At 36.1% G+C, this 17890-nt stretch carries 18 protein-coding genes; 9 read left to right on the top strand and 9 right to left on the bottom strand.

What is annotated here, in order from left to right; genetic code table 11:
* The first annotated feature begins 70 nt into the window (after nt 1–70).
* Entirely contained in the window at nt 71–1288 is a 1218-nt protein-coding gene (ftsY, locus tag AADH04_RS11455) for a signal recognition particle-docking protein FtsY (protein ID WP_434777408.1), read from the top strand.
* Nucleotides 1289–1340: 52 nt separating this feature from the next.
* Here ftsY and AADH04_RS11450 read toward each other — a convergent pair whose 3' ends face one another.
* Nucleotides 1341–1844, bottom strand: a complete 504-nt coding sequence (locus AADH04_RS11450) for a hypothetical protein (RefSeq protein ID WP_434777407.1) — start codon at nt 1842–1844, stop codon at nt 1341–1343.
* Between the two features lie 313 nt (nt 1845–2157).
* On the opposite strand from AADH04_RS11450, the gene AADH04_RS11445 reads away from it, so the two are divergent.
* The 5 genes from AADH04_RS11445 (at nt 2158) to AADH04_RS11425 (ending at nt 6790) form a co-directional block, all read left to right on the top strand.
* Nucleotides 2158–3579, top strand: coding sequence for an amino acid permease (locus AADH04_RS11445; protein ID WP_434777406.1), 1422 nt, complete (start codon nt 2158–2160; stop codon nt 3577–3579).
* A gap of 22 nt (nt 3580–3601) precedes the next feature.
* Nucleotides 3602–4255, top strand: coding sequence for a cell division ATP-binding protein FtsE (locus tag AADH04_RS11440; protein WP_434777405.1), 654 nt, complete (start codon nt 3602–3604; stop codon nt 4253–4255).
* Nucleotides 4252–5163 carry a permease-like cell division protein FtsX gene (ftsX, locus tag AADH04_RS11435; RefSeq protein WP_434777404.1) on the top strand — a complete coding sequence of 304 codons (912 nt, stop codon included), beginning with the start codon at nt 4252–4254 and terminating at the stop codon, nt 5161–5163. Before AADH04_RS11440 ends, ftsX begins: the two co-directional genes overlap by 4 nt.
* Before the next feature lie 99 nt (nt 5164–5262).
* Nucleotides 5263–6093: an AraC family transcriptional regulator gene (locus AADH04_RS11430; protein WP_434777403.1), complete on the top strand. Its 831-nt coding sequence runs from the start codon at nt 5263–5265 to the stop codon at nt 6091–6093.
* Between the two features lie 55 nt (nt 6094–6148).
* A complete protein-coding gene (locus AADH04_RS11425) occupies nt 6149–6790 on the top strand; it encodes a LysE family translocator (RefSeq protein WP_434777402.1) in 642 nt (213 codons plus the stop codon).
* A gap of 15 nt (nt 6791–6805) precedes the next feature.
* Here the strand turns inward: AADH04_RS11425 and AADH04_RS11420 are convergent, their stop codons facing one another.
* The 4 genes from AADH04_RS11420 to AADH04_RS11405 form a co-directional block, all read right to left on the bottom strand.
* The gene (locus AADH04_RS11420) at nt 6806–7492 is read right to left on the bottom strand and encodes a hypothetical protein (protein WP_434777401.1); all 687 of its coding nucleotides are present in this window, start codon (nt 7490–7492) and stop codon (nt 6806–6808) included.
* A 56-nt stretch (nt 7493–7548) separates the two neighbouring features.
* Entirely contained in the window at nt 7549–9210 is a 1662-nt protein-coding gene (locus tag AADH04_RS11415; RefSeq protein WP_434779841.1) for an electron transfer flavoprotein-ubiquinone oxidoreductase, read from the bottom strand.
* A gap of 101 nt (nt 9211–9311) precedes the next feature.
* A complete protein-coding gene (locus AADH04_RS11410) occupies nt 9312–10292 on the bottom strand; it encodes a M28 family peptidase (RefSeq protein WP_434777400.1) in 981 nt (326 codons plus the stop codon).
* A 219-nt stretch (nt 10293–10511) separates the two neighbouring features.
* Entirely contained in the window at nt 10512–11075 is a 564-nt protein-coding gene (locus AADH04_RS11405; protein ID WP_434777399.1) for an HdeD family acid-resistance protein, read from the bottom strand.
* A gap of 175 nt (nt 11076–11250) precedes the next feature.
* On the opposite strand from AADH04_RS11405, the gene AADH04_RS11400 reads away from it, so the two are divergent.
* Together AADH04_RS11400 and AADH04_RS11395 are read left to right on the top strand one after the other, a co-directional pair.
* Nucleotides 11251–12573 (top strand): NCS2 family permease, encoded by a 1323-nt coding sequence (locus tag AADH04_RS11400; RefSeq protein ID WP_434777398.1) that lies wholly within the window; start codon nt 11251–11253, stop codon nt 12571–12573.
* A gap of 45 nt (nt 12574–12618) precedes the next feature.
* Nucleotides 12619–13182 carry an adenine phosphoribosyltransferase gene (locus AADH04_RS11395; protein ID WP_434777397.1) on the top strand — a complete coding sequence of 188 codons (564 nt, stop codon included), beginning with the start codon at nt 12619–12621 and terminating at the stop codon, nt 13180–13182.
* Between the two features lie 415 nt (nt 13183–13597).
* On the opposite strand, the gene AADH04_RS11390 is transcribed toward AADH04_RS11395, so the two are convergent.
* The 4 genes from AADH04_RS11390 to AADH04_RS11375 form a co-directional block, all read right to left on the bottom strand.
* Complete coding sequence (locus AADH04_RS11390; protein WP_434777396.1) at nt 13598–13822, bottom strand: hypothetical protein; 225 nt, start codon at nt 13820–13822, stop codon at nt 13598–13600.
* Nucleotides 13822–13968, bottom strand: a complete 147-nt coding sequence (locus tag AADH04_RS11385) for a hypothetical protein (RefSeq protein WP_434777395.1) — start codon at nt 13966–13968, stop codon at nt 13822–13824. Before AADH04_RS11385 ends, AADH04_RS11390 begins: the two co-directional genes overlap by 1 nt.
* 63 nt (nt 13969–14031) lie before the next feature.
* Complete coding sequence (locus AADH04_RS11380; RefSeq protein ID WP_434777394.1) at nt 14032–14253, bottom strand: hypothetical protein; 222 nt, start codon at nt 14251–14253, stop codon at nt 14032–14034.
* A gap of 1 nt (nt 14254) precedes the next feature.
* Entirely contained in the window at nt 14255–16789 is a 2535-nt protein-coding gene (locus tag AADH04_RS11375) for a hypothetical protein (RefSeq protein WP_434777393.1), read from the bottom strand.
* 453 nt (nt 16790–17242) lie between these two features.
* Between AADH04_RS11375 and AADH04_RS11370 the strand changes: the two genes are divergently transcribed.
* Nucleotides 17243–17854, top strand: a complete 612-nt coding sequence (locus AADH04_RS11370) for a hypothetical protein (protein ID WP_434777392.1) — start codon at nt 17243–17245, stop codon at nt 17852–17854.
* The last annotated feature ends 36 nt before the right edge of the window (nt 17855–17890 follow it).

The following is a 17890-nucleotide window of genomic DNA, read 5'->3' as shown; positions in this document are numbered from 1 at the left end:
ATCCTCACTCAATTTATCGTTACAATAGCTCTTTTACCCGTCCAACACATACACGAAAGACAAAAGCACAATGTTTAGTTTTTTCAAGCGTAAACAAAACACCCATCATTCTAACTCAGAAAATAACACTGAGCGAACAGAACAAGTACAAACGGATAATGAAAGCGCTCAAGCTGAAGTCGCTGAACTGACTGTGGAAGAGACTTCAAGTCAAACACAGACGGAGCATACTAACGCTGATGATGCCTCAAACACAAGTGATCACACTGAAAAAATGATTGATGAGTCAGCAGAAAATGAACAACCAAAACCTGTTGAAGAGCTTCCCAAAGCAGAAGAAACAATACCCACAACGATAGAAAACACCCCAGAAAAACTCAGTTGGACACAAAAATTAAAACAAGGTTTAAGTAAATCACGCAATAAACTAGGCAAATCATTAGCCAGCTTGTTTGGTGGTGGACAAATTGATGAAGAACTTTATGAAGATTTAGAAGCAGTATTGCTGTCCAGTGATATGGGTATTGAAGCGACTGAATATTTATTGGAAAAAGTCAAAGATAAAGTCAGCTTAAAAGGTTTAAAAGATGCAAGTGAATTGAAAACCGCATTAGAAGAAACGCTGCTGGAACTGGTGGCTCCTTTAGAAAAATCTTTAAACACAAAAGAGCAAGCAGCACCTTTTGTGATTATGATGGTTGGGGTAAATGGTGCAGGTAAAACCACGTCAATTGGCAAACTGGCCAAATATTTTCAAGGGCAAGGCAATCAAGTTTTAATGGCTGCTGGAGACACCTTCCGAGCAGCAGCCAGAGAGCAATTAATGGAATGGGGTACACGCAACAATGTAACCGTTATTAGCCAGGAAAGTGGTGACTCTGCCGCGGTCTGTTTTGACGCAGTAGAAGCAGCAAAAGCCAGAAAAACAGATATCGTGTTAGCAGATACAGCAGGACGTTTACCCACACAGCTACATTTAATGGAAGAAATCAAAAAAGTAAAACGCGTGATTCAAAAATCACTGGATAGTGCACCTCATGAAATCATTCTGGTTTTAGATGCAAGCATTGGGCAAAATGCCATTAACCAAGTGATAGCCTTTGATGAAGCTTTAGGTTTAACTGGTTTAATTTTAACCAAGCTAGATGGCACAGCAAAAGGAGGGGTTATTGCAGCCCTAGCCAAAAACCACCCTATTCCTGTCCGTTTTATCGGTGTTGGAGAAAGCATTGATGATCTACGCCCCTTTGTTGCCAAAGAATATGTAGACGCTTTATTAAACGATTAATATTGTTCTTGAATCATAAAAAGCTTCTTTAAACTAAAGAAGCTTTTTTAAACTAATTAATTTGATTTTTACGCTTAAGAAAGGAAAAAATCCCCAAACCGACAAGCATAATCACAGCTGCAGAATATAACCCAATACGGGCCATAGGTATATTTTCTATTAAAATAGAAACAGAAACCCCCTCTAACACAGGATTCGATAACCGCATAAAAAGATGGTTTAAAAGAGTTTGATTGATCCAAAAACAAACCAGCACATCTACCATATAAAATAGCAAAAACAACCATCCACCTTGAGTAGACAATCCATTTTGCCGCAACAAACCAAACATAAACATAAAAATAGCGCCAGAAAAAGCAAAGGCAAGAGATGAAATGATTTTATGTTCAAACACCATAGATATTGATGTAGAAGCTAAGGTAAATGAATGGTTGGCCATCAATAAAACCAATAGATAATCGTAACTTACCCAACTGACGATAAAACAAAAAAATACCACAATAACTGTCATAAAAACCCAGTATTTTTTTATTGAATATTGTTTATTTGATTGCATGATTATCGTTTTCCTACACTAAAGAACCCATAAAATATTTGTCAGCATACCTTGATTACTTTTATAAAATAAACTAAACAATACTATTGAGTTTTCATCATAATTCAAGTAAATTACATTATCAATCAGTAGGCAATTAATTGCTAATAATTTGTTTAATCAAACAAATTTCAAATATTGGCTATCGTTTAATTTTCACACCAATATTATTTCTTTAACAATCTTATCAGCATTAAAAAATAATCAGACCCTCAAATACAGGACATATATGCAAAAACAATAAAAATCAACACAAACACAAAGGAGATTCAAATTGAATCATATTTCTTCATCTAAAACGACAATAAACAATAAATTAGGCGTAGGCTTAAAGCCTCGACATTTAACCATGATGTCTATTGCTGGCGTCATTGGCGCTGGGCTTTTCGTGGGTTCTGGTGCCATTATTTCAAAAGCAGGACCAGCAGCATTACTGGCTTATGTCATTGGGGGCATATTGGTTGTATTTGTTATGCGCATGTTGGGTGAAATGGCTGTGGCTTCACCCGATACCGGTTCATTTTCCACCTATGCAGATCGAGCCATTGGCCCATGGGCAGGTTTTACAATTGGTTGGCTATATTGGTGGTATTGGGTATTATTAATGCCATTAGAAGCCAATGTAGCAGGGCTCATTTTAAATGGTTGGTTCCCCCAAATTCCCGTTTGGGTTTATGCTTTAGTTGTCACCGTATTGTTAACGGTCACTAATTTATTTAATGTGAAAAATTATGGCGAATTCGAATTTTGGTTTGCTTTAATTAAAGTCATTGCCATTATACTGTTTTTGATTATTGGCTCTTTAGCCGTATTAAACCTATGGCCTTATGGTCAGGTACATGGTTTAAGTAATTTAACCGCCAAAGGCGGCTTTATGCCCAATGGTTTTGGCGCTGTTATTGTCGCCTTATTGGGTGCCATGTTTGCCTTTTTAGGCACCGAAATTGTGACGGTTGCCGCTTCTGAAGCCAAGAATCCAGAGCAACAAATCGTTAAAACCACCAAATCAGTTGTGTGGCGTATTTGTTTATTTTATGTAGGCTCTATCTTTTTAATCGTTGCATTAACACCATGGACTGACCCAGAACTCGGTAAAGCTGGTTATGGAGCTTATCGAAGAACACTTGAGTTATTGGGTATCCCCAGTGCTCGCTGGATTATGGATTTTGTGGTATTGACTTCAGTATGCAGCTGTTTTAACTCCGCCCTTTATACTGGCTCACGCATGGCCTTTTCATTATCAAAACGAGGAGATGCCCCTAAATTTATGCAAATAACCTCAGCAACAGGCACCCCTCGTTTGGCTGTATTGTCTTCTAGCGCGATTGCCTTAATTATGGTTGTTGCCAACTATATTGTGCCTGAAAAAGTATTCAATACTTTGATGAGTACAACAGGTACAATTGCTTTATTTGTATACTTAGTCATTTCTTTATCACAATTAAAAATGCGCCGTAAACTAGAAGCAGCAGGAAACCCTTTACATTTAAAAATGTGGTGCTTTCCTTATATCACCTATGGTTGTATTATTTTTATCATTCTTGCTGTAGCATGCATGATTTACGAACCAACTTTTCGTATTGAAGTATTGTGTACTTCTACTGTAGCAGCATTTGTGGTATTAATTGGCTTTTTACGGCAAAAAAGAACTAAAATACCCAATGAACGTGCTGGAGCCAGTACAATAACCCCTTAAATTTATTTGTGATTAATTTTTTATGATACGTTTTGAACAAGTCACGAAAACCTACCCAGGTGGGTTTTCTGCATTAAAAAATTTAAATTTTTCAATTGATACAGGTGAAATGGTTTTTCTAGCTGGCCATTCAGGTGCGGGAAAATCAACTGTATTAAAATTAATTTGTGGGATCGAAAAACCTACCTCTGGTAATGTATGGCTAAATACCCAAAGTTTAGGCAAACTGACAGATAACCAATTAAGCTATATGCGCCAACATATTGGCATTGTTTTTCAAGACCATAAAATTCTATTTGACCGTAATGTTTTGCAAAATGTGTTATTGCCTTTGTTAATCATCGGTTTTGACAAAAAAGAAGCTGAAAAACGTGCATTGGCAGCCATAGAAAAAGTGGGACTTTATGGTAAAGAAAAAATGATGCCCGTAAGCCTATCTGGTGGAGAACAACAACGTTTGTGTATTGCTCGTGCAGTTGTTCATCGCCCCGGCCTATTGATTGCAGATGAACCCTCTGCCAATCTGGACAGAGCTTATGCTTTAGATATCATGGAATTATTCAAATCTTTTCATCAAGTTGGTGTCACAGTCGTCATTTCTGCCCATGATGAAACATTAATGGCAGACTATGGACATCGTATTTTACGTTTACAAGAAGGGCAGCTAAAAGGATGAAACACATTATCTTTTTAAATTTTTTATCTGCAAAAACTGCCTTAATCAATTTAATCAAACAACCCTTTGGCAGTTTATTGACCTTATTTATGTTGGCCATTGCCATTACTTTGCCTTTAACTTTATATTTGAGTATTCAAAACAGTGAGCCTCTATTGGGTAAATTTAATGAAGCACCTCAAATAACTGTTTTTATGGAGTTAAGTGCAGACGAAGTAGATGCAGCCGCTATAGAAAAAAATCTACAAGGTCACCCTGATATCGCACAGGTAGAATTTGTTCCAAAAAACAAAGCCCTCAAAGATTTACAGGAACGTATGGGTGAAACAGACCTAATCAACTTAGTTGATGAAAACCCTCTACCTGATGCTTTTATTGTGACACCTAAAAATGGCAGTCCAGAAGCACTCAAAAACTTACAAAACAGTTTACAAGGCCTGCCTATGATTGAGCTGGTTCAGGTTGATACAGAATGGGCAAAAACCCTATTTAATATCATGCAAGCAATCAAAAAGCTCACTTTATTTTTAGGCATTACTTTAAGCGTTGCCTTTGTACTGGTGGCTCACAATACCATCCGCTTACAAATTCTGGCTAAGAAAGAGGAAATTGAAATCACCAAACTATTAGGTGCACCCTCCTCTTTTATTCGCCGCCCATTTTTGTATCAGGCATTTTGGCAAGGGATTTTTTCGTGCTGTTTAAGCCTTGCTTTATGTGCTTGGATAACTAAAGAAGCAGAACCCTTATTTAATAATGTTTTGATTCAATACGGAATGAGCTTAAACAGCCGCTTTTTTACCCCTATTGAAATGGGCGTTATTTTCTTAATTATTATTGCTTTAGCCCTAGCAGGCGCTTATCTTGCCACCAGAGAGTTTTTAAAAGCTTTACAAGCTAAAGCTTAATAAATATGGGAAAAGAAGAAAGCATATCTTATGTTTTCTTCTCGTACCAACAACTAAAAAACTCAAACCCAAAATAATCACCACTGTTTGGTTTAACCCATGACACAAAAAACAGCGCAATATTATTTTTCTTCTATTCAAATGCCTTTTCTGGAACTTAGGGCAACCTATCACAGCACCCAAAGCTATAAAGCACATAGCCACAAAACATTTTCTATTGGCGCCATTACCTACGGACAAACTCAGCTGCATCAAAACAATCAGACAACTTTACTGAATGTGGGTGATTTGGTGCTCATTCCTCCAGACATGATCCATAGCTGTAACCCACTACAAAATCAAGCACGCAGTTATTATATGCTGTACCTTGATTACGATTGGTGTTTAACAAAAACCAAACACCTATATGGTCAAAATACCCATGCATTTTATTGCCCAGCACCAAAAATCAGTGAGCCATATTTATTCACACAATATATGGCATTAGTTTCTGCGCTTAAAAATCACAAGTTAACTTTGGCTGAACAAAAACTGGACACCTTCATACACCACATATTTAAACATCATTGTGCACCTTTTGAGCAAACAACTCATACAACACACCATTTCACCCAACACATTAAAAATACTTTTAATCATAATCTGGATTCACCACCTAAGCTGACAGAATTAGCCAAACAATTTAACCTTAGACAAGAAACCTTGATTAGACAATTTAAAAAGAAAACAGGCATTTCGCCCAAAGCCTATCTGAATAACTTAAGGGTAGAGCAAGCGAAAAAATTATTAAAAAACGGCCAACCAATCAGTGATGTTGCTTATCAATTAGGGTTTTGTGATCAAAGCCATTTTCAAAAAATCTTTTCGCTTTACACGGCTTGTACCCCAAGACAATATCAACAAATCCGATCAATTTTTGACAATAAATAAATACAAGCTTACTTTACACTGTTGTGCTCATACTTAACTTGGGTGCACTTATTATATGTTTACTGATTTATTGTCTTATTATTTCCCATCCACTTTTTTAACATTGATTCTTGCTCATTTTGTTGCCTTAATTAGCCCTGGGGCTGATTTTTTTCTGATTATTGGCAACAGCATTCGTCATGGGTTAAAGGGAAGCATATTTATTTGTGTAGGTATTGCTATAGCAAATGGCTGTTATATTGTCTTGGCAATCTTTGGGTTATCGGTTATCAAAAACCATCCGCTGATATTTTTAATGATGGAATATCTAGGCGCAGCTTATCTGCTTTGGTTAGGTTATTTATTGATTCAATCGTCACAAAAAAACCAACAACCATTACAAGAACAATCCGTTTATTTACCTTACCCGAAACAATTTTTAGTAGGATTTCTATCAGCCATACTCAACCCTAAAAACGCCATATTTTATATCAGCTTAATGAGCAGTATTTTAGGCAATCACATTACACTCACCCAACAAATTATCAGTGGTATTTGGTTATTTTTTACCGTCCTGATCTGGGATTGTATGCTTGCCTTAATTATTGGACATAAAAAAATCATGACTTACTTCACCAACAGTATTTATTTAATTGAACGTGGCTCTGGTGTGATCTTGATTGTGATTGGTATGGGCATTGTTTATCACTTATTTTGATCTTAAAATAAAACCTCAGTTAAATGGCTCTTTTTTGATCCATTTTAAAACCATATTTCTATCTAAAATTTTCCCAACAACCCTGTATTTTGAATCATTTAATGGATTTTTACCCATTAACGGTTCAGACATGACCCCAATGTGCGGTTGATAATAATTTGAATGCACAAATGTCATCTTATTATGATAATAATAGATATAACCTACATGGCTATCTAAACCAACTATATAAACCCCTTCACCTTTTGCTTTTAAATACTTAACAACATCATTCATTGGCGCATGACTAAAACGCTTTATATCGCTTGTCATGTGTTTGATCATTGATTCAGAAGCTAACTGAGCCCATTTCACACGAGGCACATTAAAACCCATATCTTTTAACACAGTCGTGACAAAATAACCGCAAGCAATTTCTCCACTCTTTGGATTGCTTGTATACCCGTGAAAAGACCATTTCGTTCCATACCAAGCATTAAAATACTGATCGATGTCTTTTAGTAAAAAATTTGTGGCTTGAATCAGTATTTTCTCTTGCGCTGCTGGATTATTTTTATTTTTCACATACTGTGTTGCAAAAAGACTTCTTTCCTTCGCCGTATTATCTTTAATTTTTTGATAACTTAACTGCTGAGCAAAACAAAGACCAAAAGCATTGAACAAAAATAAAAACAAAAACTTATGTTTCAAATTATGAAGCACTCATCCCCCATCCTTCAACAAAATGACCATACAACATATTTTTATAACCAATTTAATCACATATTCGAATAATTTGGCCCACCGCCCCCTTCAGGGCAGACCCAATGAATATTTTGTTCAGGGTCTTTAATATCACAGGTTTTACAATGAATACAATTAGATGCATTAATCTGTAATTTCACTTCCCCATTTTCTTCTTTGATGATTTCATATACTCCTGCTGGGCAATAACGGGTTTCAGGAGAATCATATATTTTATAATTCACACTGATCATTGCTTTTTCATCATCCACCTGTAGATGACTGGGCTGATTTTCTTCATGATGCACCCCAGACAAATAAATACTGGATAAACGATCAAACGTTAACACGCCATCAGGTTTAGGATAATCAATCAGTTGTGCTTTTTGAGCAGGGATTAAACTCAAATTATCTGCGCCATGGTGTTTAATGGTCCACCACCCTTTACCTCGAAATACATACTCTTCCAACGCAGCATTGATCGTGCCGACAAAAAACCCCCATTTAAATGCAGGTCTGATATTACGTGCTCGAAACAGCTCACGATACAACCAACTCTTGTTCACATTTTCCTCAAAGGACACGGCCTCAAAATTATGATTTTCAGATAAAGGATGAGTCAACAATGCTTGATAAACGCTTTCGGCAGCCAACATACCCGATTTAATGGCCGTATGAATACCTTTGATACGAGGCATATTTAAAAAGCCTGCGCTATCGCCCACCAATACTCCCCCAGCAAAAGAGACTTTTGGTAAACTTTGTATTCCACCTTCGCTTATCACCCTTGCGCCATATTCGATACGTTTGCCATTGGCAAAATAATGCCTTATTGCTGGATGCGTTTTAAAACGTTGAAATTCTTCAAAAGGCGAGAAATAAGGGTTCTGATAATCCAAACCAACCACAAATCCAACAGCAATCTTACAATCTTCCATATGGTATATAAAAGAGCCACCATAGGTTTTAAAATCCAAAGGCCAACCTAAACTATGCATCACCATACCAGGAGAAGACACACTAGGATCCACTTCCCAGATTTCTTTCACCCCTAAACCATAAGTTTGAGGCTGACAATTTTTATCTAAATTGAACTGTTTGATTATTTGACCACTTAATGAACCACGGCAGCCTTCTGCAAATACGGTTTGTCTGGCATGTAGCTCCATACCAATTTGATAATTAGCGGTTTGCTCACCATTTTTCCCCACCCCCATATCACCTGTGGCAATGCCTTTAACAGAACCATCTTCATGGTAAAGTACTTCGCTGGCAGCAAATCCTGGGTATATATCAATACCCAACTCTTCGGCTTGAGTAGCCAACCAACGAGTCAACTGACTTAAACTGATGATAAAATTACCTTCATTGTGCATAGAAGGAGGTGTCGGTAAGGGAAAAGAGCGCGTTTTGGTTAACATCAACACTTTGTCTTTTGTCACACGACAAGTCACTGGTGCACCCTTTTGCTGCCAGTTTGGGATCAATTCATTTAAAGCGATTGGATCTAATACTGCTCCCGATAAAATATGGGCCCCGACTTCTGACCCTTTTTCTACCACACAAATACTTAAATCCTGATTGTCTTGTAGAGCCAATTGTTTTAATTTAATTGCTGTACTTAAACCAGCCACACCAGCACCAACCACCACCACGTCAAACTGCATGCTTTCCCGTTGCATATGTTTTTCTTCCATAAAACCAAAATAAGCTATAATTTGTTTATTATAGTACATTTACCCATAAAATAAGCGACTTACCTAAAGATTATTAAGCTATTTTGATATATACCAAAACATCACTCATAATGCTGAATAATGGCATACACTCCTTGTACCACTTTTGCCATACGCTGATAATCCAAGGTGTCTACTGTGTCGGTGACTTGATGATAATTTTTATTTCGAAAAAAAGCTGTATCTGTCACCATAATGGCATTAAAACCATTTGCCCAATAATTTAGATGATCTGAAAAATCCAAGCCCTTAGTTAATGCAGCAGGCGCATTCAGGGAATAAACCGGTAAATCAGTAGCTCCAGCAAACAAACTTTTGCTTTGACGAATCGGTTTAATATCGGCAAAACGCCCAACAATTGCAATAAAATGACCTGTAGTTGGGTATATTTTACCTAAAAACCCCATTGGGTATTCTTGAGAATTTTCTTCATCACTAAAATAGCCTATCATTTCTAAAGAAATCATTAATTTAATCTTCTGCCCCGCCACCTTTATTGATCGAGCATGTACTGCACTACCCATATTTTCTGTTCGAAAATAAGGCGGCTCTTCCAAAGTATAAGCAATCAGTTGTATTGGGTGCTTGGGCTTATTTTTACCCAACAGTTTTGCTAACTCAATTAACCCAGCAACACCACTGGCATTATCATCAGCACCAGGCGTATCTGTACACGAATCATAATGGGCACCAACAATAATAGGCTCAGCGTTTTGAGGCCCAAAAGAAGCAATAATATTTCTATAAGTCACCCCATCTACTTCAAAAGTTTGTTCTGTTACCTGAGCACCAGTTTGAACAAATTCATTTTTTATATAGTCTGCTGCCAAATTTAAATGATCAATAGAATCAAAGCTACGAGGATAAACAGTTTCTGAGAAAAAATAGACATGCTTCTTCAAACTATCTGCCTGAACCAATGGTGCTTCAGTCACTTTAGGTTGTACATCAGGTTGCTTTAATACGGTGCAAGCACCAATAAAAAAAAGCAACAAAATACTACTTAAAATGGCGGTATATTTAAATAATTTTTTTATGAACATAACGACAGAAACCCCATATCAACATAGAACGATATCATCATAAATAAATTGAGACAAAAAGCCTACCAATATAGGGGTTTTAAGTAATATTTTGATCATATTTTGTGTATTTTGTGTATTTTGTGTATTTTGTGTATTTTGTGTATTTTGTGTAAAAAATAAAAACAAGCATCATGATTGATGCTTGTTTTAAAATGAACACCTTGTACTACTGAGCCACTACTGGCGAGATAAAGATTTCAAAGCAAAACCAAGGGATACAAAAGTCCACCCTTGAAAAACCATATCCACCCCCAAGAACAAACCAATGACCCATAACCAACTGCCATCAATAGACACAATCATCACCCCAGTAATTAAAGTCAATAGCCCAGAAAACACTGGCCATCCCCAACCAGACATCGGTCTTAAAGCAAACCCATTGATTATTCTGACAACACCCCCAACAATCATGGTACAAGCGAGTAATACAGTAAACACATAAGTCGTTAACAATGGGTTGTTCACAACAAAAACCCCACCAAATACATAGAGCAACCCAAATAAAGCCCATAACCATTTATGGCTTCCCTGATAGATCTGAAAACTACTGATTATTTGTAACACACCACCAATAATCATCAAAAACCCAAAAAAATAGGTAATGGTAATGGTGGTTACATACATAAAACTTAATGCCCCCATGCCCAAAATGACCAATAAAACACCTAAACCTATTACTAAGCTGGATTTTTTACCTGATTCTTTGACAAATTTTTTAACGATTTCTTCTTGTTGGCTCATTTTAGTGCCCTTTTCAATTAATTATTTTTTGATGAATAAATTTTCATTATATTTATTAGTTCTTTTTACCCACATTTAGTTCAAAAAACATAGCCAATTATTAAGTAGTTCACCTATTGATATTGAAACTTTTGATATAATATGCCAACATTTCGCCTTTTACACGGACAAGTTCATGAACGGGCAAACCACCAATGGGCAACTGTCTTTTTTAGATCGTTTTTTCAAACTTTCTGAAAATGGCACCAACGTCAAAACGGAAGTTCTAGCAGGTTTAACCATCTTTTTGGCAATGAGTTATATTGTTGTTGCCAACCCAAATATCTTAGCCGGTTCAGGCATGAATCACGAAGCCGTTTTTGTGGCAACCTGTATTGCTGCTGCATTAGGTTCTGCAATGATGGGCATCGTTGCCAACTACCCAGTTGCTTTAGCACCAGGTATGGGACTGAATGCTTATTTTACTTTTTCTGTTGTTAAAGGTATGGGCGTATCTTGGGAAATTGCCTTAGGGGCGGTATTTTTCTCAGGTATTTTATTCATTTTACTGAGTCTATTCAAAATACGTGAAGCTTTAATTAATGCCTTACCCAAATCACTTAAGTTTTCTATTGCAGCAGGTATTGGTTTATTTCTAGGCCTTATTGCTTTAAAAGGTGCAGGTATTGTTAAATCACATCCTGAAACCTATATCACTTTAGGCAATTTAACCGAACCTGCCGCAATTTACGCCATTTGCGGTTTTTTCCTGATTATTGCGCTTGATGCTTTTAAAATTAAAGGGGCAGTGATCATTGGTATTTTGACCATTACCATTGCCGCCGTTTTAACAGGGCATGCCCAATTTGCTGGTATTGTTTCTCCCCCACCTTCTTTAGAACCAACTTTTATGCAAATGGATCTAAAGGGAGCTCTATCTTCAAGTATGTTGGGGGTGATTTTTGTTTTTTTCTTTGTCGATTTATTCGATAGTTCTGGTACACTGGTTGCAGTAGCACACAGAGCCAATTTATTAAAGGACGGTAAACTGCCTCGCTTAAAAAAAGCACTCTTGGCCGACTCTACCGCTATTGTCGCAGGTGCCGCTTTAGGCACGTCTTCTACTGTTGCTTATGTTGAGTCTGCTGCAGGTGCTGCTGTGGGTGGGAAAACAGGGCTAACCGCTTGCGTAGTGGCTATTCTTTTCTTAGCGTGCTTATGGTTTTCGCCTTTGGCAAAAACAGTACCTGAGTTTGCTATTGCACCTGCTTTACTGTTTGTTGCCGTATTAATGGCAAGAGGTTTTGCCGAAATTGACTGGAGCGACTTGACTGAAGCGGCTCCTGCTTTTATCACAGCAATAGCCATGCCTTTTACCTACTCTATTGCCAATGGTATTGCGCTTGGTTTTATTTCTTATACTGTCATTAAAATACTATCTGGACGCATAAAAGATGTCACTCCGACTGTTTTTATCGTTTCTATTTTATGGGTATTAAAATTTGTTATTTTGGGTTAAATAACTATTGGCTCAAATATTTGAGCCAATTATTTGGAGAATATCATGAATGAAATCAGTGATCTTGACTATGCACAGTTTATAGAGAAATCTATTCGAAAAATCCCTAACTGGCCAGCACCAGGCATTTTATTTCATGATATTACCCCACTCTTACAAAACCCAAAAACATTTCGTATTTTGATTGATATTTTTGTTCATCGTTACTTAGGTGAACATATTGACTATATTGTTGGGCTAGATGCCAGAGGGTTTATTTTAGGTTCCGCTATTGCTTATCAACTCAATGTTGGGTTTATTCCCATCCGAAAAAAAGGCAAACTTCCCTTTGATACAGTATCTGAAACGTATGAACTTGAATATGGCAATGCAGCCGTAGAAATTCATTCTGATGCGGTCAAAAAAGGTGATCGAGTGGTATTGATTGATGATCTGATCGCAACAGGAGGGACGATGTTGGCTGGCCATAAATTGTTAAAACGACTAGAGGCCGAAGTTGTTGAAGCAGCCGCTATTATCGAATTTAATGATTTAGCAGGCGGACAAAAAATCAGAGAAACAGGCTTACCATTATTTACTGTATGTCAGGTTAACGGTACATTAAAGTAATGTGATTTTATAGGCTTGGTCTATATGTTTTATATAGACCAAGCCTACACCCTCCAACCATTTGATTTAAAAAATACCAACTATCATTTCTTCTTCATTTCGGGATAAGAAACAAGCATACAATCACTAAAAAACTCATCACAATCCCTATCCTTGCGAAAAAATTTTTTTGAGACTTAAAAAAGAAAACCAAATACAATAAACCACTTAAAACGCCAAATACAAAAGACAATTGATAATGAAATAATTTGCATTGTTTCATCAGCAAACCGCATCATTAAACGTAAAGGATGTAGAATGTAAGCATGTACTCCTTTATCTACCTGATCTTTATGTGCATTTAAAGCAAAAAGCAAGTTGTAATGTAACTTCTATGGTTTATCTTGCATTTTTTTATACCTATACCAATGTAACCTTATTTACCTTGAAAATACTGCTCTTCAGATATTTCATCGCCAAACAATAAAGCTTCATTTAACAATTTATTTGATTGTTCTATTGGTTGCTCAATTTCATCTTTTCCATAAAATTTATGGAATACCTTTTTTATTGAATGATCCCAACGAAACATTACCTCTTCAAAAGGATAATCGATATAAATATCTTCTTCATTAAAACGTTGGCCTTTTTCAATACCCATTATTTAGAACTTTCTCTTACTGATTGGTAATAGTGTTTACTTTTTTCTGCTATTTCTCTCGCTTCTGAACTATTGATGTTTAATATTCTCCATTGTTCATATAATTTATGTCCTTCTCCTCCTGATAAACCTGTTTTAGTTGCCATTTGCTCATACAACTTTTTACCTAAAACGTAAAGGATGCAAAATATAAGCATGCCCTCCTTGACCTATTTACCTTGCTCATATTGCTCTTTGGAAATTTCATCTCCAAATAATAAAGCTTCGTTATATAGTTTATTATCTATAGGAACTGGACTTTCTTTTTCATCATTATAAAATTTCCTATAAGCCTGTTTTTTTAGAAAACTCCATCTAAACATGACTTCCTCTAAATCATAATCTACATATACATCACGTATAGCTAATTCTGCACTACTTTTTATTCCCATATTAATTTTTTCCTCTAATATCGTCATAATACTTACGACTTACTTCCTCTAATTTTACTTTAAGGTTTATATCAGAAGTCACTCGCCATTGTTCATATAATTTATGTCCCTCTCCTCCAGGTAAACCTGTTTTAGTTGCCATTTGCTCATACAGCTCTTTACCTAAAATAGTTTTAGCAACTTCCTCAGACTCCTTCGCATAAATCATAGCTGGAGAGTTTACTTGTATCTCAGCAGTCAAACCTGTTGACGTCTTTATCGTTGAATTCACACCACCATACCCCATAGGGTTATCCACACTATTTATTACCTTAATTTGTGCACCTGAGTTCTTTAAATCTTGAACCACTTGTCCTATATTTTTTTCATCAACAACAATAGTATTTCTAGCTAGGTCTTTAATTCTTAGATAATCTCCATCATACTCATTCACAATTTTCTCTATTGCTCTACTTTCTGATTTTATAGGAGCTTTAGCCACAACCCCATCATATTTGGTGGCAATTTTTTCAGCTATATTGTCAATCTCAATTTTGGCCTCAGGAGCCATTTTATAAAATTTTTGGAAAGACTCAATATCTAATTTATTTGTGAGTTTAGCAAGATCAGCAACCTCATCACCAATTTTTAAACCTTTTTCAACTTTACTTATATCAGCAAGACCATCAGCAACTTTAATACCTTTATTTAATGTAGAAGCTTTCGTAAATGGGATGACTACTGTTGCAATATCAATCCCAACTTTGACCTGTTTTGCTTGTGTATTAAAGTCGCCTGTCAAATACGCTTCCTTGCCTTCTTTTAATTGGTTTGTGCCCCAACTTAAAATTTGCTCGGCTCTTTCATGTTGTCTTTGACTCGCTTGCGCTATCGTATCAAATTTCTTGCCTAAAGTACCAAAGCTATATTGATTTAGATTATCTAAAGCAGCATCTTTACTGTAATTAAGTACTGTCTTACCAATATTTAAAGTCGTTTGAGCTACTTCTGCATTATGTGCTCTAGATTCTTTTACGACATTAGGCATCACCTTTGAAAGTAAGCCAAAACTTAAATTATCTATATTCTGAATTTGAGTTGTTCCTACCGTTTTGGTTAACCCAACAGCAAGGCTCACGGTGCCTGTTACAGTCTCTTCTGCCCATAAAGCAGCACCTTTATTGGCGCCTATTTGGGAAGCCGCATATCTTTTACCATAAGCTAACCAGCTATGATCATTGGCATCAACTTTTAATACTTGAGAAACTTTGTTTTCTAAATGATTATAGTTTTGTACAACCTCATTTTTTAAAGCATTGGCTTTATCTAAGGCTCGGTCAATAAATCCTTTATCTGCTTGAATAGGGGCTCTTTGCGAATAAGGACTACTACTTGGTGTAAATCTAGGGGTCATCAGCCCTAATGTTGCTAACACAATAGTCTGATCATTCTTCGGGTTATTATTCAAATAACTTAAAGGATCAAATTTTTGTTCTTTGCGCATCTGTTGATAATAAGGGTCTTCACTCATTTGCCCTTTATTGAGGTTGGCTTGTTCGGTTTGTTGTTGAACTTTGAGTTGTTCTTCTTGTTTCTTTTGCGCAGCCAGCTCTGCTCTAGCCTGATCTAAGGCTTGATTAAATTGACTCTCTTTGGCTATCGCTAACCCAGCAACCTTACTCAAATCTTGTTTTTGGGCTTGATCATATTGATTAGGATCGTAATGGTAGGCTTTGTCAGGTCTGATATTGGGAATGGCATGACCATCATCACCCCTGATGAGTTTTATCTGCTCTGTCGCCAGTAAATAACCATAAGCTGCTTTGGGGTTCTCTGGATCAAGCTTACGCCCTAGGCTCTCTCCTGTTTCGCCTCTTTGTGCGATAACAGGGAGGCGTTCTCGTTGTGCACAATTTTCAAGGTCTACCTCGCCATTTAAAACAGCTTGGGTGTCTATTTTGAGTTGGTAACCATCAGCAAGTTCTATGTTGATCTGTTTTTCATCTACACGAATATCATTGACTAATGGTGGTGTGCCTGTATGGTTTTGGATACTGTATCCTATGGCACCATATAAAGTATTAAAATGCTTTTGATCAAATTTCTGCTCAAACTGCATATCAACACCATGCGTTTGCATCAATTGATTAATCTGTTTTTGCCGTTCATCAGATAAAGGGGGACGTTCTGCTTGTAACTGATCTTTAAATTGTTCTAGGTATTGTTGAGGATGAAAACTTAAATTTTTATTATTGGCTGTAATGAGTTGTAATTCATCTTTATTCTCCAGATGTCTGATTAAATTAAGCTTAGGTGGATCACCAGCGTGCTTATTAATCAGTTGTACCATAATCTCTTTAAGTAATTCTTGCTGTTTTGGGCTAAATTTGGCTAATTGTTCATCTATTTTAAAAAGAGCCAGTTGTTCATTAATCTGCTTTTGTCGTTCTGGATTAATATTTTTTTGTTGTCCATCGGGCAATTCTGGTTCATGTTGTGCCAGTACTTTTTGAATATCGACATGAACGGGAAGGCCTTTATCTAAATGGGCAAGCAAACTACCATTGCTGATGGTATTTTTGATTTGAGTATTTAGTTAAGTTCATTTTTGGGATATTATTTTCTTCAAACAGAAAGATACCTCTGAATGTCCCTCAATTTATTTGTAGATATCAACGGAAGGCAAAAGAATCAAAGAGAACAAAAATTAATTTAACTCTTTGTTTTTTAAAACCCGAAAGAATTTCATAGAACTCTAAATAATTAAGTTTGGTGGGCCTCTTCTCATTCATTGCTAATGGAGACTTTCTAACATTGTTTTGTGCCAAAAACAAACATTCATACATATTTACCAAATAATCTATCTAGTCAAACAATAATGCAAATAATGATATCTATAAAAGTAAAGATAGCAAGAATCTAATAAAAGCTTTAATCATAATTCTTGTCTTATGGTGAAAACTTAATAACAATATGATCTACTGATCAAACAATAACGGTAAAAAAATTAATGATAACTCCAATTACAATTGACAAACACGCTAGCGCTAATGCTCCTTGGCAATTGAATACAATAATTCCCAATACAGAAACCACCATTTTATTACTCATTAATAACACCTATACACCACATAAAGTTTATCGTAAATTTTTAGGTATTACACCAGAAGGATGTATTACTATTCAAGACTTTTATGTTGATACTAGTGGTTTAAACTGTAGAACTGATCCTTATTTATTGTTAGCCACCGTAAATCCTGCCACTTTTCCTTATCAGAAACCAACTTATGGGATAGAAGGTAATTATTGTGTTTATTACCCTAACTATAATATTGAATCAGAAGCTTATTTTACCCAAGGCTTATTACAGGGAAGTTATATACACCGAAATGACAAAAATCATAGAGTATCTGAAATTTATTATATAAATGGCCAAGTACAAGGTGTTATCACCTATACAAAACAACAAGATATTTTTCAACAGATATGGGGACTAAACTTAATACACGTATACATTTTAAAGATATTTTTTTCTAATAGGACTAGAACCAAAATACTCTGTACTTATAACCGATCTGCCCATATTCTAGTGGGTAGTATCTTGCATGCTTATTGCTCCTAACCCAATATTATATTTAATCAGACCTTGCAACAGAAC

Source organism: Neisseria sp. Ec49-e6-T10 (genome assembly GCF_051132615.1).
In the GTDB taxonomy this organism is placed as follows: Bacteria; Pseudomonadota; Gammaproteobacteria; order Burkholderiales; family Neisseriaceae.
This window is presented reverse-complemented; position numbering and strand designations above follow the sequence as displayed.

Excerpts from the sequence above, each read along its gene's own strand:
- AADH04_RS11450 (WP_434777407.1), bottom strand. The coding sequence starts at position 1,844 with ATGCAATCAAATAAACAATATTCAATAAAAAAATACTGGGTTTTTATG.
- AADH04_RS11415 (WP_434779841.1), bottom strand. The coding sequence starts at position 9,210 with ATGGAAGAAAAACATATGCAACGGGAAAGCATGCAGTTTGACGTGGTG.
- ftsX (WP_434777404.1), top strand. The coding sequence starts at position 4,252 with ATGAAACACATTATCTTTTTAAATTTTTTATCTGCAAAAACTGCCTTA.
- AADH04_RS11430 (WP_434777403.1), top strand. The coding sequence starts at position 5,263 with ATGACACAAAAAACAGCGCAATATTATTTTTCTTCTATTCAAATGCCT.
- AADH04_RS11425 (WP_434777402.1), top strand. The coding sequence starts at position 6,149 with ATGTTTACTGATTTATTGTCTTATTATTTCCCATCCACTTTTTTAACA.
- AADH04_RS11400 (WP_434777398.1), top strand. The coding sequence starts at position 11,251 with ATGAACGGGCAAACCACCAATGGGCAACTGTCTTTTTTAGATCGTTTT.
- AADH04_RS11385 (WP_434777395.1), bottom strand. The coding sequence starts at position 13,968 with ATGGCAACTAAAACAGGTTTATCAGGAGGAGAAGGACATAAATTATAT.
- AADH04_RS11390 (WP_434777396.1), bottom strand. The coding sequence starts at position 13,822 with ATGGGTATTGAAAAAGGCCAACGTTTTAATGAAGAAGATATTTATATC.
- AADH04_RS11440 (WP_434777405.1), top strand. The coding sequence starts at position 3,602 with ATGATACGTTTTGAACAAGTCACGAAAACCTACCCAGGTGGGTTTTCT.
- AADH04_RS11410 (WP_434777400.1), bottom strand. The coding sequence starts at position 10,292 with ATGTTCATAAAAAAATTATTTAAATATACCGCCATTTTAAGTAGTATT.
- AADH04_RS11405 (WP_434777399.1), bottom strand. The coding sequence starts at position 11,075 with ATGAGCCAACAAGAAGAAATCGTTAAAAAATTTGTCAAAGAATCAGGT.
- ftsY (WP_434777408.1), top strand. The coding sequence starts at position 71 with ATGTTTAGTTTTTTCAAGCGTAAACAAAACACCCATCATTCTAACTCA.
- AADH04_RS11370 (WP_434777392.1), top strand. The coding sequence starts at position 17,243 with ATGATAACTCCAATTACAATTGACAAACACGCTAGCGCTAATGCTCCT.
- AADH04_RS11395 (WP_434777397.1), top strand. The coding sequence starts at position 12,619 with ATGAATGAAATCAGTGATCTTGACTATGCACAGTTTATAGAGAAATCT.
- AADH04_RS11380 (WP_434777394.1), bottom strand. The coding sequence starts at position 14,253 with ATGGGAATAAAAAGTAGTGCAGAATTAGCTATACGTGATGTATATGTA.